Genomic DNA, 21,404 nt, shown 5'->3' with positions numbered 1-21,404 from the left:
ACGCTTCAGAACGGTCCCGGAGGACCTGCATGTTCACTACTCTCGTCGCTGTGATCGTCGCTCTGGTGCTGGGCCATGTCGCGCCCGGCATGGTGGCCTCGCTGCGCCGTTTCGAGGCCTATGGCGACTGGCTGTCGTGGCTGGACGCGCACGCCGGCGAAGGCAGCGGCTGGCGCGGCCGCTACGGCATCGCGCTGGCGTTGCTGCCGGCCTTGCTGCTGGTCGGCGTGCTGCAGTGGCTGCTGGCCGCGCCGCACCTGGGCCTGCTGTCACTGCTGTTCGGGGTGCTGGTGCTGGCCTTCAGCTGGGGTCCGCGCGATCTGGACAGCGACGTGGAAGCGGTGATCGAGGCCGACGACGTCGCCGCGCGGCGCGTGGCGATCGCGCACCTGCATGCCGATGGCGGGCCGCCGCGCGAGGATCCGGCGGGGCTGGTGGAGGCGGTGGCGGTCAGCGCATTGCGGCGCTGGTTCGCGGTGCTGTTCTGGTTCCTGCTGCTGGGGCCGTTCGGCGCGCTTGGCTATCGCCTGCTGGCGCTGGCCGCGGTCGGCGCGTACGCGCCGCGGCTGCCGTCGGCCACCGCGCGCGGCGCGCGCACCGCGCTGGCCGCACTGGAGTGGCCGGTGGCGCAGCTGATGACCTTCTCGCTGGCGCTGGTCGGCAATTTCGAGAGCGTATTCGGCGCCTGGCGCGCGGCCGGCGGCAAGCGCTGGCAGCTGGACAGCGGCTTCCTCGGCCCGGTGGCCTGCGCCAGCGTGCGCGGCGAACTCGACGCCGAGGCGCACGACTACAGCGATGCCGGCATGGTGGTGCCGGTGCTGCGGCGCTTGCCGGAACTGCGCGATGCGATGAGCCAGATCTGGCGGGTGTTGCTGCTGTGGCTGGTGGTGCTGGCGTTGCTGGTGATCGCCGGCTGGGTCAGCTGAGGCGTCTGAAGGCCCGCATCAAGTCGGCCGGCGGCGCGTTCGACCTTGCGGCGGGCTGTCAGTCGCCGCTCGGGAACTGGCGCTCGTAGGCAGCGACATGCTGGGGAAACAACTGGGCATACGGCGGATCGCTGATGCCGATGACCGATACCTCGCGTCCACTCGCGCCGAGTTCCGCCGCGTAGTCGCTGATGCACACGCCGATGCATTCGAGCAATGTTCCGTTCGCAGCGCGTGCCGAGAGATGCAAGCCCTCCGACGCCGGACCCTGGGCGGCGATCACCTGCGCCTGGATCAGGCGATAGGACGGCGCCGGCACGAACCTGCCGAACGCCACGCCCATGGGCGCGTCGCCACGTTCGAGCGCGGACCAGCCGACCAGGAGTTCCTTGCTGTAGATGCCGAACTGCGGTATGGCCGTCAGCCGGGCGCCAGCAGGGTGAACGGGAACCACGGCAGATTGCGCGCGATCCAGTAGCCGGGCAGCGCCAGCAGCCAGAAATTCGGCCGCGAGACCACGGCGACCACCGGCGCGAACCAGGCTGCACGCCAGCCCGCCTTCCATGCGATCAGGCCCGGCAGCACGGCCAGGCCCAGCATCGCGCCGGGGTTCATCGCGAAGGCGCCGAGCGGATCCAGATGCACCAGGGCGTGCAGGGCGCGGGTCATGCCGCAGCCGGGACAGTAGTAGCCGGTGAGCGTATGGAACAGACACGGCGCGAACGGATTGTCCGCGGCGTTGGGATCGAACCGGTACAGCAGCGCGCCGCCGGTCGCCGCGAGGGCGGTGGCGGCGCCGAGGCACGCCCGTTGTTGCCAGGCGCGCATGCCGGTCAGCTCACCTGCTGCATCTGGTTCACGTATTCCATGTAGCTCTGCATGCCGCCGGTGGCGACCATGACGATGTTGAGCACCACGCCGATGATGGCCAGCGCGGTGGTCACCCAGCACCAGGTCTTGGCGCTGTTGGACGCGCGCCGCGCGCCGTCCAGGTCGCCCTGATTGAGCAGGCCGTTGACCTTGCTGGAGAACACGATGGCGACGATGCCGGGGATGATCGACGGGCAGCACAGGCAGAAGCCGAGCACCGTGGCGATGATCGCCCAGGCCAGATGGTTGGGGATCGCGCCGGGCGTGGGGGCGGGCGGCGGGGTGACGGGGCTGACGGTGCTCATCTGTGAATCTCCTTGAGTGGGCATGCGCGGGGCATGCGCTCAAGTCTAGACGAGGCCGTCGCCGCGGCTCCATCTTTTCGCCGCCGGTGCGAGGTCGCTCAGTGCGGCGCGAGCAGGGTGAACGGGAACCACGGCAGGTTGCGCAGCACCGCGTAGCCGAGCAGCAGCCACAGCCACAGGCGCGGATCGGCGAGGATTTTCAGCAAGGGCGCCAGCGGGCGCATGCGCAGCCCGGCGGCATTGAGCGCCATGAGCGCCAGCAGCGGCAGCGCCACCACCAGCAAGGGATTGGTCGCCAGCGCGTGGGCCAGATCAAAGTGCACCAGCGCGTGCAGGCAGCGGGTGCTGCCGCAACCGGGGCAGTACAGGCCGGTGAGGGCGTAGAACGGACAGGCCGGCAACGGATTGCCCGGCACATTGGGATCGACCCGGCGCAGCACCAGCGTCGCCACCACGGCGGCGCCGCTCAGCGCGGCCAGCGGTAGCCAACGGGGCAGGGTGCGTCCGCGCAGGAACATGGGATACGGAAAAATCGAAAAAGCGATCGGCGCAGGCCGCCGCTGCGCGCGGCAGCGGCGGCCCAGGTCGTCGATCAGGACATGGACGACTGCTGCATCATGCCCAGGCCGCCCAGGGCGAAGATGAAGATCAGGTACAGCACGACCAGCACCACCCAGGCGACGACCGAGTAGATCGCCCACTTCTTGGCCTTGTCGGCCGATTCGCGGGCGCCGGCGATGTCGCCGGCGGCGAGCTTGGTGTTGACCTGGGAAGCGAACACGATCGACACGATGCCCAGCGGCAGGCAGCAGAACAGCGTGGTCAGGATCGCCCATACGAGGTTGTTGGACACTTGCGGTGCGGTGGTATTCATCCGTGTTACTCCGGTTGCGTGGTGGAACGAAGAAAAAACGAGAAAGCGGGTCGGCTCATTGCCCCAGCGCGCTGCTGAGGATGGCGATGCCGCCGAACAGCAGGAACCACAGGGCGAGCAGGATCGGCATGGCGAGCGCCGACCATATCGCCCACAGGCCGGCCTTGCGCGAGGCCTCGCGGGCGCCGGCCACATCGCCGGCGGCGCGCTTGCCGTCCACCTGCGAGGCGTAGACGATCGAGACCACGCCCAGCGGCAGGCAGCAGAACAGCGTGGACAGGATCGCCCACACCAGATTGTTGGGGACGTAGATGCCCGCGCCGTTGGGCGGTGGTGGCGGCAATACTTGGCTCACTGATCGACCCCTGAAATGGACGCCGCCGCACTACGCAGGCGTCTCCCCGGCGCCTAATCTACCCGAAGCGGCGTTTCCCGGCACCCCGCTAGGTCATTCCGGCAGTTCAGGCGGCGTCCCCGCGCAACTGCCGCACCTGCGTTTCCAGCAGCTCCGCGCTGACGTCGGCCGCGGCCACCGGCGCGCCGGCGATCACCTCCACGTGCGCGCGGAAGCGCCGCGGCACGCGCATGCGCCGCAGCCGCGAGTCGCGCTTGCTCCACATGCTGGTCCACATGTTGCGCAGCGCCATCGGGACGACCGGCACCGCGCGGCGCTCGACGATCTTCTCCACGCCGGACTTGAACTTGGCGATCTCGCCATCCTTGGTCAGGGCGCCCTCGGGGAAGATGCACACCAGTTCGCCATCGGCCAGCGCCGCGTCGATGGCGTCGAAGGCGCGCTGCATCAGCGCCGGGTCCTCGCGCGCGCCGGCGATCGGGATCGCCTTGGCGGTGCGGAAGATCCAGCGCATCACCGGGATGTTGAAGATGCGGTAGTACATGACGAAACGCACCGGCCGCGGGATCGACGCGGCCAGCACCAACGCGTCCATGTAGCTGACGTGGTTGCACACGATCAGCGCCGCGCCCTCGTCGGGCACGTGCCGCTCGATGCCGTGCAGGCGCAGCCGGTACAGCGCGCGCACCATCACCCAGCTGAGGAAACGCATCAGGAATTCGGGGACGATGCTGAAGATCCAGATCGCCACCACCGCGTTGGCGATGGCCAGCGCCAGGAACACCTGCGGGATGCTCAGCCCGGGCATCGGGATGCGCGTGCCGAACAGGGTCAGCTGTTTCATCTGCAGCGCGATGCCGACCATCGCGGCGATGACGATGAACATCGAGTTCTGGATGTTGAGCCCGGCGATCACCCGCGACAGTTCGGCCTTGGGTGTGCGGCTCTGGATCAGCGCGAACAGCGGCACCACGAACAGGCCGGTGCACAGGCCGATGCCGACCAGGTCGAGCATGATCCGCCAGCTGCCGGCCTGGTGCACGAACTCGCCGATGCCCAGCCCGGCCTGCAGCGCGCCGCCGGGGCGGGCGAAATACAGGTCGAGCATGAACGCGCTGATGCCGAACGCGCCCAGCGGCACCAGGCCGATTTCCACGGTGCGCCCGGACAGCTTTTCGCACAGCAGCGAACCGGTGCCGGTGCCGATCGAGAACAGCGCCAGGGCGAAGATGTACAGGTCCTGCGCGCCGCCGAGATTGAGTTCGGCGTAGGTCGGCAGCTGCGCGGTCAGCACCGTGCCGATGAACCAGAACCAGGACACGCCGAGCACCGCGTTGCGCACCGCCAGCTGGCGCCGGGTCAGGCGCATGATCGCCAGCGACTCGGGCAGCGGATTCCAGTTGATCTTCAGGTCCGGCGCGCCGGCATCGACCTTCGGAATCAGCCGCGCGACCAGGTTGCCGGTGACCGCCAGCGCGATCACCGCGGTGGCCGCGGCGACCGGGCCATGGCTGCCGGCGATCTGGAAGATCAGCCCGCCCAGGATCATGCCGCACAGGATCGAGATCGAGGTGCCCATCTCGACCAGGCCGTTGCCGCCGGTCAGTTCTTCCGGCTTCAGCACCGACGGCAGGATCGAATACTTCACCGGGCCGAACAGGGTGGACTGCAGGCCGGTGCAGAACAGCGCCACCAGCAGCACCGCCATGTTCTCGGTCAGGAAGCCGAGCGCGGCCAGCGACATGATCGCGATCTCCATCGTGGTGGTGATCACCACCAGCCGCGATTTCTCCAGTTTCTCGGCGATCTGCCCGGCCAGGGCGGAGAACAGGAAGTACGGCAGGATGAACAGCGCCGGCGCCAGGTTGGTGTAGAGCGTGCGCTGCTCGGGGGTGACGCCCAGATAGAACAGCAGGCCGATGATCGCCTGCCGGTAGACGTTGTCGTTGAACGCACCCAGCCCCTGGACCACGAAGAACGGCAGGAAGCGGCGCTGTTTCAGCAGGGCGAACTGGCTATGGCCGGACATGCAGGCTCCTTTGCGAACGCGCGCAGCCTAGCAGGTTCGTTGCGCGGCGGATGCGGCGCCGTGGAGCGGGGCGTGTGGCGATGCGGGCTGGGTTGGTGGCGGTGTCGGCTGGGTGTACGCGTTGCGGGCGTGCGACGGTGGCGGGCGCCGTTCGTCGCGGCTGAAGCCGCTCCTACAGGGGCACTGCGCTGCGAGCCGGTCAGGTGGGTGCGCCGGCGCCTGCCTGCTGCCGCAGCAGCGCGATCAGCGCGCGTGCGGCCGGGGTCGGGTCCGAGCGCCAGGTGGCGTAGGTCAGGAAGCGGAAGCGCTCGCGCAGCGCGATCACCGCCACGCCGTGCATCGCCGCGGCCATGGTCTGCGGCACGATCGCCAGGCCCAGGTCCTCGACCACCAGCTGCCGTTGCAGGTCGGCATGGGTGACCTCGTATTGCAGGCGCTGGCGCAGGCCGGCTTCGGCGAAGGCGCGGTCGATGATGCCGCGCACGCCGGCGCCGGCGATCAGCCCGGCCATCGGCGCATCCTCCAGTTCCTGCAGGGAGACTTCGGCGCGCGCGGCGAAACGGTTGCCGGGCGCGGCGATCAGCGCCAGCGGCTCCTCGTGCAGCAGCAGGCGCTGCTCCGGCAGGACGATGTGCGGCCCTACGCCGACCAGGGCCACGTCCAGCCGGCCTTCGCCCAGATCGAGCAGCAGCGCATCGCTCATGCCGGTGCGCAGGTGCACGTCCACTGCGCTGTGCGCGGCGCGGAAGCGGCGCAGCAGCGCCGGCACCTGTACCGTGGTCAGCGACGAGATCTGACCGATGTGCAGGCGCCCGCGCACGGTGCCCAGCGCCTGCGCCATCTCCTCGTGCAGGCGTTCGGCGGCACGCAGGGTCTCGCGTGCGTTGTGCAGGAACACCTCGCCGGCGGCGGTCAGCCGCACCTGCCGCGCGCCGCGCTCGAACAGCCGCGCGCCCAGCGCTTCCTCGATCTTGGCGATCTGGTGGCTGAGCGCCGACTGCACCGTGTGGCAGCGCCGCGCGGCGGCGGTGAAGCTGCCTTCCTCGGCCACGGCGACGGCGAACTCGAGTTGGCGCAAGGTCAGCATGGCATCTAAAAACGAGATGGTTCGAGTGAAAACAATACATTGGAAAGATCGATGGCGCTTGTCCAGACTGGCGCCATTCCTTCCGACCCCCTTGGATTCCACGCATGGACACGACCCCGCATCCCCCGTTGCACCGCGGCCTGGTACTGCTGATGGCCGCCGCCACCGGCCTGGCGGTGGCCAGCAACTACTACGCGCAGCCGCTGCTGGAGGTGCTGGCGCAGACCTTCGCGATCGACGTGCGCAGCGCCGGCGCGGTGGTCACCACCGCGCAGCTGGCCTATGCCGCCGGGCTGCTGTTGCTGGTGCCGCTGGGCGATCGCTTCGAGCGCCGCAGCCTGATCGTGGGGCTGTACGCGCTCAGTGCGGTAGGCCTGCTGGTCAGCGCCGCCTCCACCAGCTTCGCGCTGCTGCTGCTCGGCACCCTGGTCACCGGGCTCAGCTCGGTGGCCGCGCAGATCCTGGTGCCGTTCGCCGCCACCCTGGCCGCGCCGCACGAGCGCGGACGGGTGGTCGGCACGGTGATGAGCGGCCTGCTGCTCGGCATCCTGCTGGCGCGCACCGTGTCCGGGCTGCTGGCCGGCATCGGCGGCTGGCACGTCGTGTACTGGGTGGCCGCGGCGCTGATCCTGCTGGTGGCGGCGTTGCTGTGGCGCGCGCTGCCGCGGCATCCGGGCAATCCGCGGCTGTCCTATCCGCACCTGATCGGGTCGGTGCTGGCGCTGCTGCGCGACGAACCGGTGTTGCGTGCGCGCGCGATCCTGGGCGGGTTGATCTTCGCCGGTTTCAGCATGTTCTGGACCACGCTGGCGTTCCTGCTGTCCGGCCCCAGCTACGGCTACGGCACCGCGACGATCGGCCTGTTCGGCCTGATCGGCGCCGCCGGCGCGTTCGCCGCCAACCTGTCGGGCAAGCTCGCCGACCGCGGCGCCGGGCATTGGGTGGGCTGGGGCGGGCTGGCCATGCTGCTGCTGTCGTGGCTGCTGCTGGCCGCCGCGCCGCACTCGCTGTGGCTGCTGATCGCCGGAGTGCTGCTGTTGGACGTGGCGGTGCAGGGCGTGCACATCGGCAACCAGCATGTGATCTACCAGTTGGATCCGAAGGCGCGCAACCGCATCACCTCGGCCTACGTTACCTGCTACTTCATCGGCGGTGCGATCGGTTCCAGCCTGGGCACCGCCGCCTATGCCTACGCCGGCTGGAACGGGGTGGTGGTCGGCGGCGCGGCGCTGGCGGTGGCCGCGCTGCTGTGGACGGGGGTCAGCGTGCGGCCGGCACGGCCGCCGGTGGCGCTGGCGCCGCAGCCGGAGCGGTGACCGCATGCGCGGCGGCGCGCAGCTTGGGCAGCAGGCGCAGGGTCAGCGCCAGCTGGTTGCGCACCAGCCGCCGCTTGGGATCATCGACTCCGTCTTCGTGTTCCAGCGCATCGGCCATGCCCACCTCGGCCGATTCGTCGGCCGGCGGTAGCGCCTGGCGCTGCGCCAGCGCGTCGGCGATCGCGCCCAGGGTGTCCTGCAGGTAGCCGCCGGCGCGGTCGATGGCCGGATCGGCCTCGCCGGCCAGTGCGGCGCGGTGCGCGCCCAGCGCCGACAGATAGCCGAGCAAGGTGTTGGACAGCGCCAGGAAGCGGAAGCCCGCATCCAGGTTGCGCCGGTAGCGGCCCGGCTCGCGCAGCATGTTGGACAGCGCCACCGACAGTGCGGCGTCGGCGTTGTGCATGTCGCGGCGGGCGATGCGGTAGGGCAGGTCGTCGCGCATGCCGCTGCGGTACTGCTCCAGCACCTGCGCCAGGTAGCGCGCGCAGCTGGCCAGCACCGTGGCCATCACCTGGTTGAGGCGCCGGCCCTGCCAGTCGGGCAGGATCAGGAACGACGCCGCCGCGGCGATCGCGCAGCCGATCAGCGTATCCACCAGGCGCGGCCAGATCAGCACGAAGCCGTCGCCGAGCAGGTTGAAGCAGAACAGCGCCATCACCGTGATCGCGGCGGTGGCCAGCATGTAGCGGTCGGTGCGGGTGACGAAGAACAGCAGCGCGCCGAACAGCGCGAACAGCAGCTGCAGTTCGGTGCCGGGGAACAGCTGCATCAGCGCCCAGGTCGCGACCAGCCCGATCAGCGTGCCGGCGATGCGCTGCGCCAGGCGCAGCCGGGTGGCGCCGTAGTTGGGCCGGCACACGAAGGCGGTGGTGAGCAGGATCCAGTAGCCGTTGCTGGCGTGGATCGACTGCATGATGGCGTAGCCGACCACCAGCGCGATCGCCATGCGCAGCCCGTGGCGGAACAACACCGAGCCCGGGGTGAGCTGCTGGCCGACGCGCACCAGCATCTCGCGCAGCGTGTGCGGCGAGGAGTCGCGCAGGCGGGTGTCGAGGGTGTCGCTGGTGGTGTCGGACTGCGCGGCTTCGGACAGCCGCCGCTCGATGCTCTGCAGGTTGGTGACCAGCAGTTCCAGCGAGCCGAGCAGCCGCGCCTGGCGCGGATCGGCCTGCGCGTGCAGGAAGTCCAGCGACTGCCGCAGGTCGGTGGTGGCCTGCTGGGTCTGCTCGCCGTATTCGAACGGATGGCGCAGCCGGATCGCCTCGCCCAGCGCCGCGCAGGCCTTGCCCTGCAGGGCCAGCAGGCGCTGGCAGCGATACAGCACGTCGCTGTGGAAGAACGCGTCGGTCAGCGCTTCGTAAGGGTAGTGCGAGGAGCTGGCGCGTTCGTGGAAATCCTGCGCCATGTAGTACAGGCGGAAGTACAGGCCGGACTGCACGCCGGGCCGGCCGGAGCGGCCGAAGCGGCTCATGATCGCGGTCTTGGCCGCGTTCAGCGCCGCCACCACCTGCGCGTTCTGTTCGGCCAGCGCCAGCCGCCGTGCATGCAGGTCGCTCTGCCGCACCGGTTCGAACAGCGCGGCCTTGAGCCGCAGGTAGCGGCCGAGTTCGAAGAACAGCCGCGACAGCCGCTCGCGCACCGGACGATTGGCGAACAGCACGGTCCACAGGATCGACAGCAAGCCGTACCAGGCGGCGCCGAGCATCAACAGGCCGATGCCGTGCCAGGCGCTGCCGCCGACGTGGCCGGCGCGGCCGCCATGGTCGATGCCGATCATCGCGTAGATCGCCAGCGCCACGGTAGCCTGGGCGATGGAGGCGTAGCGTTCGCCGAGCGCGCCGAGCAGGGTCAGGGCGAAGGTGGACAGCGCCATGCCGGCGACGAACGCCAGCGGATACGGGAACAGCAGCGCCACCGCGGCCGCGGCGGCGGCGAAGCACAGCAGCGACAGCAGCACCGACTTGATCCGGCCCAGCCAGTTGTCGTCGGTCTCGGCGATGGCGCTGGCGATGGCGCCGAGGAAGATCGCCGGTAGCGCGGTCAGTTGCTGCTGGTGCCAGCACACGCCCATCGCCACACCCAGGGCGATGAACACGCGCAGCCCGTAGCTGGCCTTTTCATGGGCCCACAGGCGGCTGAGGCGCGATTCGATCGAGGATTTCGGCACGGCGACACGATAACGCAACGCTGGCCGCGATGATGCTTGCCGCTGGCGACGGCGTGGGGCGGCGAGCATCGGTGCCGCTGTGCTGCCGCTGCACCTTGCCAAGGCCAAGCCGTGGCAAGGCGCAGCGCCGCGCTCAAAGTTCGAACGTGGCGTTCAGCGACCAGGTACGCGGCTGGCCATAGCCGTTGCCGTCGTTGCTCCAGTAGCGGCGGTCGGTGAGGTTGGTGAGCTCGCCGCGCAGCGTCACCGGCGTGGCGCCCCAGTGCGTGCGATAGCCCAGACCGGCATCGAGCAGGGTGAAGGACGGCAGCTTCAGGTCGTACAGGTCGTTCCACAGCGACGTGCCGTAGGGCTGCGAGCCGTAGTGCTTGGCGGCCGCGTGCACGCTCAGCCCGGGCACGGCGTCGAATGCGTACGCGGTGTTGAGCGTGGCCTGGAATCTGGCCACGCCGGCCGGGGTGCGGCCGACCGCCGCCGCCTCGTTGCGTAGGTAGTCGGCGTCGACCCAGGTCGCGCCGGCGCCGATGCGCCAGTTCGGCGTGGCCTGCACGTGGCCGCTGAGATCGAAGCCCTGGTAGCGCACCTCGCCGTCCTGCACGTAGTAGTTGGCGGCGTTGCCGTATTCGGCGCCGCGCTCGATGCGGAACCAGGCCGCATCCAGCGCCCAGCGCGCGCGCTCCAGCTTGTAGCCCAGCTCGTACTGCTTGCTTTCCAGCGGCGGCAGCAGCGTGTTGCGGTTCTCGTAGAGCTGGCCGACGGTGCTGCCCTGCTCCAGCGATTCGACGTAGCTGGCGTACACGGTCTGGTCGTCGCGCGGCTTGAACAGCAGCGCCACGGTCGGAGTGTTGACCGACTTCTGGTAACGCGCGGTGTGCGTACCGTCCACGTCCCAGCTGTTCTGTTCGTAGCGGGTGTGGCGCAGGCCCAGCAGCAGCGACCAGTGCGCGCCGACGCTGAGCGTATCGCTGGCGAACAGCGCGTTCTGCTCGACCCGGTCGCTGCGATAGGTGTCGCGCGAATGGGTGCTGTGGTAGCTGAGGGCACTGTCCTGGTACAGGTTGGAGGTGCCCAGCTGGTACCACAGGTTCTGCTTCGCCCAGCCGCTGTCGGCCTGTTGCCAGCTCGCGCCGGCGACCAGCTGGTGGTCGATCGGGCCGGTGCTGAAGCGGCCTTCGAGCAGGCCTTGCGCCAGGTAGTTTTCGGCGAGGTTGCCCAGGTCGTAGATATACGTGTTGGTGTCGCCCTCGCGGTTGAGCACGTAGTCCCAGATCTTGTTGATCGAACTGCGGAACTTGCTGTAGCTCAGGTCCAGGCGCACGTTCCAGGCCTCGTCAATCCGCCAGCGCAGGCCGGTCATCGCCGACTGCATCTCGGTGTTGAAGAAGGTGTCGCGGATGGCGCGGTCGCGGCGCGGGTCCAGGCGGCGCGGCAGCGCGCTGTCGCCATAGCCGTAGAAGGTGATGGTCGGCGCTTCGTTCTCCAGCTTGCGGTTCTGGTAGAGCAGGTCGGCGGTCCAGGTGAGATCCTCGCTCAGGCGCGCATCCAGCCCCAGCGAGGCCAGTGTGCGCTCGACGTGGGTGTCGTTGTAGGTGTCGCCCTGTTCGCGCAGCAGGTTGAGGCGATAGCCGAAGCGGTCGTCCTCGCCGAAACGGCGGCCGTTGTCGAGCTGTGCGCTGTACACGCCGCCGTCGCGGTAGCCCATGCTCAGGTCGAGCAGCGGCGTATCGGTGGGCTTCTTGGTGATGTAGTTGACGATGCCGCCGGGGGCGCCGAAGCCGTACATGAAGCCGCTGGCGCCCTTGAGCAGCTGCACCTGCTGCATGCTCTCGCTCGGCCACTCGGCACCGTAGGTGTACAGCGGCATGCCGTTGAGCTTGTAGCCGTTGCTGTAGCTGACCGGCAGGCCGCGTACCTGGATGGTGGTGTACCAGCTGCTGTTGTAAGCGCCGACGTTGCCGGAGACCGACGGATCGGTCATGAACATCTGCGCCAGCGAGTTCACCTGGCGCTCCTGCAGGTCGTCGGCATCGATGCGGGTGATCGAGAACGGCGTGTCGCGCGCCGGCCGTTCGCCCAGGGCGCCGGCCGGCGCCTCGGCGCGCTCGGCGCTGACCCGGATCGCGTCCAGTTCGGTGGCCTCGCGCTCGGCGGGATCGGCATCGGTCCCGGCTACGGCATGGGCGGGAGCGCAGAATGCGGCGGCCAGTGCGAGCGGCAGCAGGCAATGGCGTGGGAATTGGGTGGGCATGACGGGTTCCGTTGGTCGGGGAAGGGACGTCGTGCCTTGCCGCTGGGCTGGGTGGACGAAAAGCGTGGTGGCCGCTGCGCGGTTGACAGGTCGAACTGCTCGCTGCGCGCGCAGTACGCGGACGGAAAAGATATCGGCAGCCTCCTTTTCTGCGGGCAGCAGCGTGCCGTCCGCGATCGGCGAAAGCGGTGGGAGAGGACGGGAGTGGCTGACCGCTGGATGTCCCGGAGGCGGGAAACTTGGCTCCGTCGACGCGGAGCCATGCGCTGGCTGATGCGAATTGTTCTCTTTTGCGACGCTCAGGTCAACGGAGCGTTACCTAGCCGCTGCGGGTAGTGCAGACGCTCACACCGACAGTTGCTGCAAGCGCGCGGCGAGCAGCGCCGGGAAACGCTTGAACCAGGTCTGGTTGAGCGGCGAGGGATGCGGCAGCGGATACAGCGTGAAGCGCCGCGCCGCGCCGGTCTCGGTCTGCAGGCGGACTTCGGTGTGCGCGCTGAAGCGCGCTTCGCTGGCCCAGAACGCGTCCAGTCGCGCGCGCACGTCCTTGGGCTGGTCGATGCCGAACCACAGGAAGGCTTCGCGGCCAAGGGTGACGATCTCATGGCCGCGCCATTGTTCGATCAGCAGGCGCCGCATCAGCGGATGGAAACGCCGCTTCGTCTGCATCGACCAGGCCTTGTTGCCGATCGGCTTGTACGGCACGGTATTGATCCAGAAGAAGCCGCGGCCGACCTTGAGCGAGGCCGCGAAATCCGGCATCGGTGCGTCGTCGTGCAGGTGCCGGTACAGCGCCTTGCGCACCAGTTGCCCGCCGCTGCCGACGAAGGGTTCGCCGTGTTCGACTTCGCTACGGCCCGGATCGCGGCCGAAGAAGCACAGCCGTGCGGTCTTGCGGCCGAGTCCGATGATCGGCTCGAGCGGGTCCTTGGCGTAGTCCGCGTAGACCTTGGTGTCGATGCCGTCGGTCTGCGCGGCGAGCGCGCGGAACTGCTTGCGGAGGTCGGGATCCAGTGCCATGGAATGTCCTCGAATGCCGATGGTGTCAGCTGTAGGAGCGGCTTCAGCCGCGACAGACCCTATCCGTCGCTGCCCATACGATCTGTCGCGGCTGAGGCCGCTCCTACAAGGGGCTGCGTGCGCGCTACGCGCCGCGTTCGCGTGCGATCGCGCGCCAGCCGATGTCGCTGCGATGGAATTCGCTGGGCCAGCGAATCGGCGCCACGCCGGCATAGGCGTTGCGCTGCGCGTCCGACACGCTGTCGCCCAGCGCGGCCACGCACAGCACGCGGCCGCCGGCGCTGAGCACGCGGCCCCGGCCGTCCAGCGCGGTGCCGGCATGGAACACCTTGGCGCCGGCCGGCACCTGCTCCAGGCCGGAAATCACCTCGCCGGTGACCGGCGTTTCCGGATACGGCGCCGCCGCCAGCACCACCCCCAGCGACGGGCGCGGATCCCACTGCGCCTGGGTCGCGTGCAGTTGCCCGTCGATCGCCGCCTCGATCAGCTCCAGCAGATCCGACTGCAGGCGCAGCATCACCGGCTGGGTTTCCGGATCGCCGAAGCGCACGTTGAACTCGATCACCTTCGGCGCGCCGCTGGCGTCGATCATCAGCCCGGCGTAGAGGAAACCGGTGAACGGTACGCCGTCGGCGATCATGCCCTGCACGGTCGGCTCCACCACCTCGCGCATCACCCGCGCGTGCACCTCGGGCGTGACCACCGGCGCCGGCGAATACGCGCCCATGCCGCCGGTGTTGGGGCCGCTGTCGCCGTCGCCGACGCGCTTGTGGTCCTGGCTGGTGGCCATCGGCAGCGCGGTGGCGCCATCGACCATGGAAATGAAGCTAGCCTCCTCGCCGTCGAGGAATTCCTCGATCACCACGCGCGCGCCGGCATCGCCGAAGGCGTTGCCGGAGAGCATGTCGCGCACCGCGGCCTCGGCGTCTTCGAGGGTCATCGCCACGATCACGCCCTTGCCCGCGGCCAGGCCGTCGGCCTTGACCACGATCGGCGCGCCTTTGGCGCGCACGTAGGCCAGTGCCGCATCGACCTCGGTATGCACTTCGTAGAACGCGGTCGGGATGCCATGGCGGGCGAGGAAGTCCTTGGCGAAGGCCTTGCTGCCTTCCAGCTGCGCGGCCCTGGCGCTGGGTCCGAAGATGCGCAGGCCGGCGGCGCGGAAACGATCGACCACGCCCAGCACCAGCGGCACCTCCGGTCCGACCACGGTCAGCGCCACCGCCTCGTCCTGGGCCAGATTGAGCAGGCCGTCGAGGTCGTCAACCTTGATCGCCACGTTGCGGCATTTGGCTTCGGTGGCGGTGCCGGCATTGCCCGGGGCGACCAGCACTTCGCTGACGCGCGGGGATTGGGCCAGTTTCCAGGACAGGGCGTGTTCGCGGCCGCCGGCGCCGATGACGAGGATTTTCAAGGCGTGTCTCGTGAGGTCGAAGGAAGGACTATTCGCAGGCTTCGCGCTGCATCGAATCGGGGAACGGATAGGCCCAGCGGGTCGCGTCGAACGCGAACACCCGGGTGGTGCCGAGCTTCTTGCCGCAGGAGATGCCGCGTTCCTCGATGGTCACCGGCCACACCCGCGCGGCGCGATCGCTGTCGTCCACGTCGAGTTTGAAGTCCACGTCGAACAGCTGCGCTTGGCATTGTTCGGCGGTCTGCTGCGGATCGCGGCCTTCGTCGCTGCAATCCAGCGCGCCGTGGTTGTCGATGTGCTCGCGCACCGAACCGGCGTTGACCAGGCCCTTGGGTCCGGGCAGCACCAGATCCTGCGATTCCAGCACGGTGCCTTGCCCGATCCAGTTGCTGTAGACCACGAAGCCGTAGAAATCGCTGCCCAGGCGCAGGATGTCCACCTCTCCCGGGTCGCCGTTGCTGCCGAAGCTGTCGGCGAGCTTCTCGGCCACCACCGCCAGGCCCTGGCCGGCGTCGCGCAGGACCAGGAAATCGATCAGTCCCGGATTGGCATGGCCGCCATCGCTGAGCCGGTGGCAGACCGCCAGCAGTTCCTGGATCTGGTCGCCGACCACCACCGGCTGTTCGGCGCAGACCTCGCTCTCCACCGCGTTGCCGTCGATCTGGCCGGACCAGCTCTCCGACAGGCGCGCCTGCTTGCCGTAGCGCGTCTGCAGGAACGCCTGCAGGCGTTCGGTACGCGGCACGTGCGGCGTGGATGCGGGCGCTGCGGCCGGTGCCGCTGCGGCCGCCGGCGCGGCCGGCGTTGGCGTGGCGGTCGGTTTGCAGGCGGCCATGCCGAGCGCGAGCAGCAGCGGCAGGCCGTGGCGCAACGAGGTGGGTTTCATCGTTCGGATTCCTGGTCGCTCAATGGCGGAAGTGGCGCACGCCGGTGAACACCATCGCGATGCCGTGTTCGTCGGCGGCACCGATCACCTCGCTGTCGCGCATCGAGCCGCCGGGCTGGATCACCGCCTTGATGCCGGCCGCTGCCGCGGCGTCGATGCCGTCGCGGAACGGGAAGAACGCATCGGAGGCCATCACCGAGCCCTGCACCACCAGCTCCGCGTCGGCCGCCTTGATGCCGGCGATGCGCGCCGAATACACCCGGCTCATCTGCCCGGCGCCGACGCCGACGGTGCGCTGGTCCTTGGCGTAGACGATGGCGTTGGACTTGACGTACTTGGCCACCTTCCACGCGAACAGCAGGTCGGCGAACTGCGCGTCGGTCGGCGCCAGCCGGGTGACGACCTTCAGCTCGTCGCGGCTCACCACGCGGTCGTCGGCGCTCTGCATCAACAGGCCCGAGCCGACGCGCTTGGTGTCGACGAAGCCGCCGGACACCGGCGCCAATGGAATGCGCAGTACGCGCACGTTGGCCTTCTTCTTCGCGTACTCCAGCGCGCCTTCCTCGTAGTCCGGTGCGATCAGCACCTCGACGAACTGGCGGTCGAGGATGACCTTGGCGGTGGCCGCATCCAGCGGGCGGTTGAAGGCCAGGATGCCGCCGAAGGCGCTGGTCGGGTCGGTCGCGTAGGCGAGTTCGTAGGCATCGCCGCAGGCCGCGCCCACCGCCACGCCGCAGGGATTGGCGTGCTTGACGATGACGCAGGCCGGCGCGTCGAACTGGCGCACGCATTCCCAGGCCGCGTCGCTGTCGGCGATGTTGTTGTAGCTCAGTTCCTTGCCCTGCAGCTGCTGGAACGTGGCCAGCGAGCCCGGCGCCGGGCACAGGTCGCGGTAGAACGCGGCGTGCTGGTGCGGGTTCTCGCCGTAGCGCAGGTCCATCACCTTGACGAAGGTGCCGTTGGCCTGCGCCGGGAACGCGGCACGCACCGGCACTTCGCTCGCCGGGTCGGTCACCGTGGACAGGTAATTGCTGATCGCCGCATCGTACTGCGCCACGCGGTTGAACGCGGCCACCGACAGCGCGAAGCGCTTGGCCGCCGACAGCTGACCGTCGTGAGCCTCCAGTTCGGCGAGCAGCTCGGCGTACTGCGCCGGATCGGTGGCCACCGCCACGCGCGCGAAGTTCTTCGCCGCCGAGCGCAGCATCGCCGGGCCGCCGATGTCGATGTTCTCCACCGCCTCGGCGAGCGTGCAGTCGGCCCTGGCGGTGACCGCCTCGAACGGATACAGGTTCAGCACCAGCAGGTCGATCGGGGCGATGCCGTGTTCGGCCATCACCGCGTCGTCGGTGCCGGCGCGGCCGAGCAGGCCGCCATGCACCAGCGGGTGCAGGGTCTTGACCCGGCCGTCCATCATTTCCGGGAAACCGGTCAGCTCGGACACGTCCTTCACCGCCAGCCCGTCCTCGCGAATCGCCTTGGCGGTGCCGCCGGTGGACAGCAGTTCCACGTTGCGCGCGGCCAGCGCGCGGGCCAGGTCGATCAGGCCGGTCTTGTCGGAAACGGACAGCAATGCCCGGCGCACGGGCAGGAAATCGGAGGACATGGGGGCAGGGCACATATCGAAGCGGGGAGCCGATATTGTAGGCTGCGCCGCCCCGGCATGGACCCTCAGGACCCCGCAATGGTTTCGATCTACGCCTTGAAAGGACGCTTCCAGGACCTGCTGCGGCCCGGGGTGCGCGGCCTGTACCGGCTCGGGGTGACCGCCAACCAGGTCACCGTGGGCGCGGCCGCGGTGTCGCTGCTGGTCGCCGCCTGGGTGTTCTGGCGCGGGTCGGCGCAGCCGCTGTGGTATGCGTTGCTGCCGGCGTGGATGCTGCTGCGCATGGCCCTGAACGCGGTCGACGGCATGCTGGCGCGCGAGTTCGGCCAGCAGTCCAGGCTCGGCGCCTACCTCAACGAAGTGAGCGACGTGATCGCCGATGCGGCGCTGTACCTGAGCCTGGCCAGCGTGCCCGGCGCGAGCGCGGGCTGGCTGTGGGCGCTGGCGCTGGCGGCGGCATTGACCGAGTATGCCGGGGTGCTGGGGCTGATGGTCGGCGCCGCACGGCGCTACGACGGCCCGATGGGCAAGAGCGATCGCGCCTTCGCTATCGGCCTGCTGGGGCTGCTGCTGGCCGGCGGCTGGGTCGGGGCGAAGACGGTGGACGGTTTCGCGATCGTGCTGGCGTTGCTGTGCGCGGCGACGGTCGTGCGGCGCGTCGCCGCCGGCCTGCGCGAGGGCGCGCCGCGCTGAGTCGCGCGGTGCAGCAGGCGGCAACGACACACAAGCGGTAGCGGTACTCACGGCACGGCAAATACGAACGACAGGGAATCGGCAACGGATGCGGCAGGTCAGCGAAAGCGAGTTTTGCAGTTTCGACGGGACCCGGTTGTTCTACCGGCATTGGCCGGCCACCGCGCCGGCGGCGGCACCACGCGCAGTGGTGCTGCTGCACCGCGGCCACGAGCATTCCGGGCGGGTCGTGCACCTGGCCGACGAACTGGGCCTGGACGACTGCGCGATGTTCGCCTGGGACGCGCGCGGTAACGGCCGCTCGCCCGGCGCGCGCGGCGATGCGCCGGGTTTCCCGGCGCTGGTGCGCGACCTGGACCGTTTCATCGCCCACATCGGCGAGGCCCACGGCATCGCGCTGCAGGACATCGTGGTGATCGCGCAGAGCGTGGGCGCGGTGATCGCCAGCACCTGGGTGCACGACTACGCGCCGCCGTTGCGCGCGCTGGTGCTCGCCTCGCCGGCGTTCAAGGTCAAGCTGTACGTGCCGTTCGCGCGGCCCGGGCTGGCCTTGATGCACAAGCTGCGCGGCAATTTCTTCGTCAACAGCTACGTCAAGCCGCAGTGGCTGACCCACGATCCGGCGCGCGTGGCCAGCTACCGCGACGATCCGCTGATCACCCGGCCGATCTCGGTGCGGGTATTGCTGGGCGTGTACGCCGCGGCCGATCGTGTGGTCGGCGATGCGCAGGCGATCACCGTGCCGGTGCAGCTGCTGGTGTCCGGCGACGATTTCGTCGTGCACCGCGGCCCGCAGGACCGTTTCTACGAGCGGCTGTCCTCGCCGGTGAAGGAGCGCCACCTGCTGCCCGGGTTCTTCCACGACACCCTGGGCGAGCGCGACCGCGCGCCGGCGCTGGCGCAGATCCGCCGTTTCGTGCGCGAACGCTTCGCCGAGGCGCCGGCGCTGCCCAGCCTGCTGCAGGCGCATCGGCACGGGCCCACCTTCGAGGAAGCCGAGCGGCTGTCCTGGCCGCCGCAAAAGTACAGCCTGCAGGATCTGCGCTGGCGTTTCGTGCGCGCCAACCTGCGTTTCGGCGGAACCCTTTCCGAAGGCGTGGCGCTGGGCCTGCAGACCGGCTTCGATTCCGGCAGCACGCTGGACTACGTGTACCGCGACCGTGCCGCCGGCAAGGGCCCGCTGGGCCGCTTCATCGACCGCAACTACCTGGATGCGATCGGCTGGCGCGGCATCCGCGTGCGCCGCACCCATCTGCACGAACTGCTGCGCCTGGCCATGCAGCGCCTGCGCGACGCCGGCGCGCCGGTGCGCGTGCTCGACATCGCCGCCGGCCACGGCCGCTACGTGCTGGAAGCGCTGGCCGCCGGCGAACGGCGTGCCGATGCGATCGTGCTGCGCGATTTCAGCGACTTGAACGTGGAGCGCGGGCGCGCGCTGATCGCCGAACTCGGCGCCGCCGACATCGCCCGTTTCGAGCAGGGCGACGCCTTCGACCGCGATGCGCTGGCGGCGCTGCAGCCGCGGCCGACGCTGGCGGTGGTATCGGGCCTGTACGAACTGTTCCCCGACAACGACCAGGTGCTGCGTTCGCTGCAGGGCGTGGCCGCGGCGGTGGAACCGGGCGGCTATCTGGCCTACACCGGCCAACCCTGGCACCCACAGCTGGAATTCATCGCCCGCGCGCTGACCAGCCACCGCGGCGGCGCGGCCTGGGTGATGCGCCGGCGCACACAGCAGGAGATGGACGAACTGGTGCGCGTGGCCGGCTTCCGCAAGCTGGAACAGCGCATCGATGCATGGGGCATCTTCACCGTGTCGCTGGCGCAGCGGATCGCGCCATGAGCGAGGCGGCACCGCGGCCGTGGCGGCGCGCGCTGGCGTGGCTGGCGCTGCTGGGGCCGTTCTTCTTCCTCAGCTACGGCCTGGCCAATACGCTGGCCGAGCGCCGCGCCTACGTGCCGTCGCTGCCGTTCGCGTGGGAAACGCAGATCCCGTTCTGGCCGTGGACGATCGTGCCGTACTGGTCGATCGACCTGTTCTACGTGATCTCGTTCTTCGTCTGCCGCACGCGCGCCGAGCTGGACACGCATGCCAGGCGGCTGCTGACCGCGCAGGTGCTGGCGGTGGGCTGCTTCCTGCTGTGGCCGCTGCGTTTCGGCTTCGAACGGCCGTCCAGCGACGGCGTGTTCGGCTGGCTGTTCGCGGTGCTGCTGGGCTTCGACAAGCCGTTCAACCAGGCGCCGTCGCTGCACATCGTGCTGCTGGTGGTGCTGTGGGTGCGCTACGCGCAGCATCTGCACGGGATTGCGCGCGGCGCGCTGCACATCTGGTTCGCGCTGATCGGGGTGTCGGTGCTGACCACGTACCAGCACCATTTCCTGGACATTCCCACCGGCCTGGCCGCGGGCTGGCTGTGCGTGTGGCTGTGGCCGCAGCGGGTGGCGGCGCCGTGGAGCGCGCTGGCCGTGGCGCGCGATCCGGCGCGCTGGCGCCTGGCCGCCGCTTACCTGTGCGGCAGCGGCGCCTGCGTCGCGCTGGCCTGGACGGTTGGCGGCGCGGCCTGGTGGCTGCTGTGGCCGGCGCTGTCGCTGCTGCTGGTCGCGTGCGACTACGCGCTGCTCGGCGCGATCGGCCTGCAGAAGCGCGCCGACGGCCGCCTCAGCCTGGCCGCGCGCTGGCTGTACGCGCCGTACCTGGCGGCCGCCTGGCTCAATTCGCGCGCCTGGACCCGACGCGATCCGGCGCCGCGCGAGATCGCCGACGGCGTCTGGCTGGGGCGCCTGCCCGATCGCGGCGAGCGCGCTGCGTTCGCCGCGGTGGTCGACGTCTGCGCCGAACTGTCGTTGCGCGCTGCCGGGCCGCACGATCGCAGCGTGCCGATGCTGGACCTGGTCGCGCCGCCGGCGGCGGCATTGCGCGATGCCGCCAGCGCGATCGAAGCCGCGCGCCGCCACGGCCCGGTGCTGGTGTGCTGCGCGCTGGGCTATTCGCGCAGCGCCGCCGCGGTCGCCACCTGGTTGTTGCATAGCGGTCGCGCCGCCGATCCGGATGCCGCGCTCGCGCTGCTGCGTGCGCGCGCAGCGCGGGTGGTGCTGGGGCCTGCGCAGCGCGCCGCCATTGCCGCCGCGTACGCCGCGCCGCATGCGCCGCCGCACGCCCTGGAGCTGCCGGCATGAGCACGCCGCTGGAGTTGCGCACGATGGCCGCGCTGTTGCGGCAGTCTTCGCCGCTAGACCGGCTGTCGCTGGCGCTGCTCTCCGTCGCGCTGCTGCTGGGCGCGTGGTACGCCAACGTCGGCATGCCGCTGGCGGCGCTGCTGTGCCTGCTCGGCGCGCTCGCCGGCGCGGTGCAGCGTTACTGGGCCGCACGCGTCGGCCTGGATGCAGCGCTGCTGGACGCGGTGCTGGCCGAAGCGGACCTGGACCAGGCCGGCAGCGATCTCGACGCCGCCCTGCACCGGCTCGGCCTGCTGCGGCGCCTGCCGCCGCCGCGCGATTGGCAGGCGCGCTGGCGCGGCATGCGCGGCCTGCTGCTGCGGCAGATCGCGAGCCTGGCGCTGCAATTGCTGGCCATGCTGGCCGCACTGATCGTGGCGACAGTCGCATGA

20 protein-coding genes are annotated in these 21,404 nt (G+C 69.9%); 6 read left to right on the top strand and 14 right to left on the bottom strand.

The annotated features are described in order from the left end of the window. The first annotated feature begins 29 nt into the window (after positions 1–29). Positions 30–926, top strand: coding sequence for a hypothetical protein (locus AB3X08_RS19935; protein ID WP_369934597.1), 897 nt, complete (start codon positions 30–32; stop codon positions 924–926). Positions 927–984: 58 nt separating this feature from the next. Here AB3X08_RS19935 and AB3X08_RS19930 read toward each other — a convergent pair whose 3' ends face one another. The 8 genes from AB3X08_RS19930 to AB3X08_RS19895 form a co-directional block, all read right to left on the bottom strand. Beyond that, positions 985–1,380: a hypothetical protein gene (locus AB3X08_RS19930; RefSeq protein WP_369934595.1), complete on the bottom strand. Its 396-nt coding sequence runs from the start codon at positions 1,378–1,380 to the stop codon at positions 985–987. Continuing rightward, on the bottom strand, positions 1,347–1,754 hold the full coding sequence (locus tag AB3X08_RS19925) for a DUF2752 domain-containing protein (RefSeq protein WP_369934593.1): 408 nt from the start codon (positions 1,752–1,754) through the stop codon (positions 1,347–1,349). Before AB3X08_RS19925 ends, AB3X08_RS19930 begins: the two co-directional genes overlap by 34 nt. Positions 1,755–1,759: 5 nt before the next feature. Then, a complete protein-coding gene (locus tag AB3X08_RS19920; RefSeq protein ID WP_369934591.1) occupies positions 1,760–2,101 on the bottom strand; it encodes a CD225/dispanin family protein in 342 nt (113 codons plus the stop codon). 98 nt (positions 2,102–2,199) lie between these two features. Then, entirely contained in the window at positions 2,200–2,619 is a 420-nt protein-coding gene (locus tag AB3X08_RS19915) for a DUF2752 domain-containing protein (RefSeq protein ID WP_369934590.1), read from the bottom strand. Positions 2,620–2,693: 74 nt separating this feature from the next. Continuing rightward, entirely contained in the window at positions 2,694–2,975 is a 282-nt protein-coding gene (locus AB3X08_RS19910; RefSeq protein WP_184412963.1) for a CD225/dispanin family protein, read from the bottom strand. Positions 2,976–3,030: 55 nt separating this feature from the next. Then, positions 3,031–3,318 carry a CD225/dispanin family protein gene (locus AB3X08_RS19905; RefSeq protein WP_369938589.1) on the bottom strand — a complete coding sequence of 96 codons (288 nt, stop codon included), beginning with the start codon at positions 3,316–3,318 and terminating at the stop codon, positions 3,031–3,033. Positions 3,319–3,436: 118 nt separating this feature from the next. After that, positions 3,437–5,359, bottom strand: coding sequence for an MFS transporter (locus AB3X08_RS19900; protein ID WP_369934589.1), 1,923 nt, complete (start codon positions 5,357–5,359; stop codon positions 3,437–3,439). 199 nt (positions 5,360–5,558) lie between these two features. Then, positions 5,559–6,446 carry a LysR substrate-binding domain-containing protein gene (locus AB3X08_RS19895; protein ID WP_369934587.1) on the bottom strand — a complete coding sequence of 296 codons (888 nt, stop codon included), beginning with the start codon at positions 6,444–6,446 and terminating at the stop codon, positions 5,559–5,561. A 104-nt stretch (positions 6,447–6,550) separates the two neighbouring features. Between AB3X08_RS19895 and AB3X08_RS19890 the strand changes: the two genes are divergently transcribed. Continuing rightward, positions 6,551–7,762: an MFS transporter gene (locus tag AB3X08_RS19890; protein WP_369934585.1), complete on the top strand. Its 1,212-nt coding sequence runs from the start codon at positions 6,551–6,553 to the stop codon at positions 7,760–7,762. On the opposite strand, the gene yccS is transcribed toward AB3X08_RS19890, so the two are convergent. The 6 genes from yccS to purH all read right to left on the bottom strand — a co-directional run bounded on the left by yccS (position 7,707) and on the right by purH (position 17,103). Continuing rightward, entirely contained in the window at positions 7,707–9,929 is a 2,223-nt protein-coding gene (yccS, locus tag AB3X08_RS19885) for a YccS family putative transporter (protein ID WP_369934584.1), read from the bottom strand. The genes AB3X08_RS19890 and yccS overlap by 56 nt on opposite strands. Positions 9,930–10,062: 133 nt before the next feature. Next, complete coding sequence (locus AB3X08_RS19880) at positions 10,063–12,177, bottom strand: TonB-dependent siderophore receptor (protein WP_369934582.1); 2,115 nt, start codon at positions 12,175–12,177, stop codon at positions 10,063–10,065. Positions 12,178–12,522: 345 nt separating this feature from the next. Further along, positions 12,523–13,197 carry a uracil-DNA glycosylase family protein gene (locus AB3X08_RS19875; protein ID WP_369934580.1) on the bottom strand — a complete coding sequence of 225 codons (675 nt, stop codon included), beginning with the start codon at positions 13,195–13,197 and terminating at the stop codon, positions 12,523–12,525. A 124-nt stretch (positions 13,198–13,321) separates the two neighbouring features. Next, positions 13,322–14,611, bottom strand: coding sequence for a phosphoribosylamine--glycine ligase (gene purD, locus AB3X08_RS19870; RefSeq protein WP_369934579.1), 1,290 nt, complete (start codon positions 14,609–14,611; stop codon positions 13,322–13,324). Between the two features lie 28 nt (positions 14,612–14,639). Next, positions 14,640–15,497 (bottom strand): hypothetical protein, encoded by an 858-nt coding sequence (locus AB3X08_RS19865; protein WP_369934578.1) that lies wholly within the window; start codon positions 15,495–15,497, stop codon positions 14,640–14,642. Positions 15,498–15,516: 19 nt separating this feature from the next. Next, positions 15,517–17,103, bottom strand: a complete 1,587-nt coding sequence (gene purH / locus AB3X08_RS19860) for a bifunctional phosphoribosylaminoimidazolecarboxamide formyltransferase/IMP cyclohydrolase (RefSeq protein ID WP_369934576.1) — start codon at positions 17,101–17,103, stop codon at positions 15,517–15,519. 78 nt (positions 17,104–17,181) lie between these two features. On the opposite strand from purH, the gene AB3X08_RS19855 reads away from it, so the two are divergent. From AB3X08_RS19855 to AB3X08_RS19840, 4 genes are all read left to right on the top strand, one after another. Further along, on the top strand, positions 17,182–17,796 hold the full coding sequence (locus AB3X08_RS19855) for a CDP-alcohol phosphatidyltransferase family protein (RefSeq protein ID WP_369934575.1): 615 nt from the start codon (positions 17,182–17,184) through the stop codon (positions 17,794–17,796). Between the two features lie 88 nt (positions 17,797–17,884). Continuing rightward, on the top strand, positions 17,885–19,639 hold the full coding sequence (locus AB3X08_RS19850) for a bifunctional alpha/beta hydrolase/class I SAM-dependent methyltransferase (protein ID WP_369934573.1): 1,755 nt from the start codon (positions 17,885–17,887) through the stop codon (positions 19,637–19,639). Continuing rightward, on the top strand, positions 19,636–20,973 hold the full coding sequence (locus AB3X08_RS19845; protein ID WP_369934571.1) for a phosphatase PAP2/dual specificity phosphatase family protein: 1,338 nt from the start codon (positions 19,636–19,638) through the stop codon (positions 20,971–20,973). Before AB3X08_RS19850 ends, AB3X08_RS19845 begins: the two co-directional genes overlap by 4 nt. Next, a complete protein-coding gene (locus tag AB3X08_RS19840) occupies positions 20,970–21,404 on the top strand; it encodes a hypothetical protein (protein ID WP_369934570.1) in 435 nt (144 codons plus the stop codon). Before AB3X08_RS19845 ends, AB3X08_RS19840 begins: the two co-directional genes overlap by 4 nt.

It is taken from the genome of Xanthomonas sp. DAR 34887, from assembly GCF_041245805.1.
GTDB lineage: Bacteria > Pseudomonadota > Gammaproteobacteria > Xanthomonadales > Xanthomonadaceae > Xanthomonas_A > Xanthomonas_A tesorieronis.
Note: the sequence above shows the minus strand (reverse complement) of the source record. Positions and strands in the feature narration are given on the sequence as shown.

Coding starts and splice junctions, on each gene's coding strand:
- AB3X08_RS19935 (WP_369934597.1), top strand. CDS start 30: ATGTTCACTACTCTCGTCGCTGTGATCGTCGCTCTGGTGCTGGGCCAT.
- AB3X08_RS19925 (WP_369934593.1), bottom strand. CDS start 1,754: ATGCGCGCCTGGCAACAACGGGCGTGCCTCGGCGCCGCCACCGCCCTC.
- AB3X08_RS19920 (WP_369934591.1), bottom strand. CDS start 2,101: ATGAGCACCGTCAGCCCCGTCACCCCGCCGCCCGCCCCCACGCCCGGC.
- AB3X08_RS19915 (WP_369934590.1), bottom strand. CDS start 2,619: ATGTTCCTGCGCGGACGCACCCTGCCCCGTTGGCTACCGCTGGCCGCG.
- AB3X08_RS19910 (WP_184412963.1), bottom strand. CDS start 2,975: ATGAATACCACCGCACCGCAAGTGTCCAACAACCTCGTATGGGCGATC.
- AB3X08_RS19900 (WP_369934589.1), bottom strand. CDS start 5,359: ATGTCCGGCCATAGCCAGTTCGCCCTGCTGAAACAGCGCCGCTTCCTG.
- AB3X08_RS19895 (WP_369934587.1), bottom strand. CDS start 6,446: ATGCTGACCTTGCGCCAACTCGAGTTCGCCGTCGCCGTGGCCGAGGAA.
- AB3X08_RS19890 (WP_369934585.1), top strand. CDS start 6,551: ATGGACACGACCCCGCATCCCCCGTTGCACCGCGGCCTGGTACTGCTG.
- AB3X08_RS19880 (WP_369934582.1), bottom strand. CDS start 12,177: ATGCCCACCCAATTCCCACGCCATTGCCTGCTGCCGCTCGCACTGGCC.
- AB3X08_RS19875 (WP_369934580.1), bottom strand. CDS start 13,197: ATGGCACTGGATCCCGACCTCCGCAAGCAGTTCCGCGCGCTCGCCGCG.
- AB3X08_RS19865 (WP_369934578.1), bottom strand. CDS start 15,497: ATGAAACCCACCTCGTTGCGCCACGGCCTGCCGCTGCTGCTCGCGCTC.
- purH (WP_369934576.1), bottom strand. CDS start 17,103: ATGTCCTCCGATTTCCTGCCCGTGCGCCGGGCATTGCTGTCCGTTTCC.
- AB3X08_RS19855 (WP_369934575.1), top strand. CDS start 17,182: ATGGTTTCGATCTACGCCTTGAAAGGACGCTTCCAGGACCTGCTGCGG.
- AB3X08_RS19850 (WP_369934573.1), top strand. CDS start 17,885: ATGCGGCAGGTCAGCGAAAGCGAGTTTTGCAGTTTCGACGGGACCCGG.
- AB3X08_RS19845 (WP_369934571.1), top strand. CDS start 19,636: ATGAGCGAGGCGGCACCGCGGCCGTGGCGGCGCGCGCTGGCGTGGCTG.
- AB3X08_RS19840 (WP_369934570.1), top strand. CDS start 20,970: ATGAGCACGCCGCTGGAGTTGCGCACGATGGCCGCGCTGTTGCGGCAG.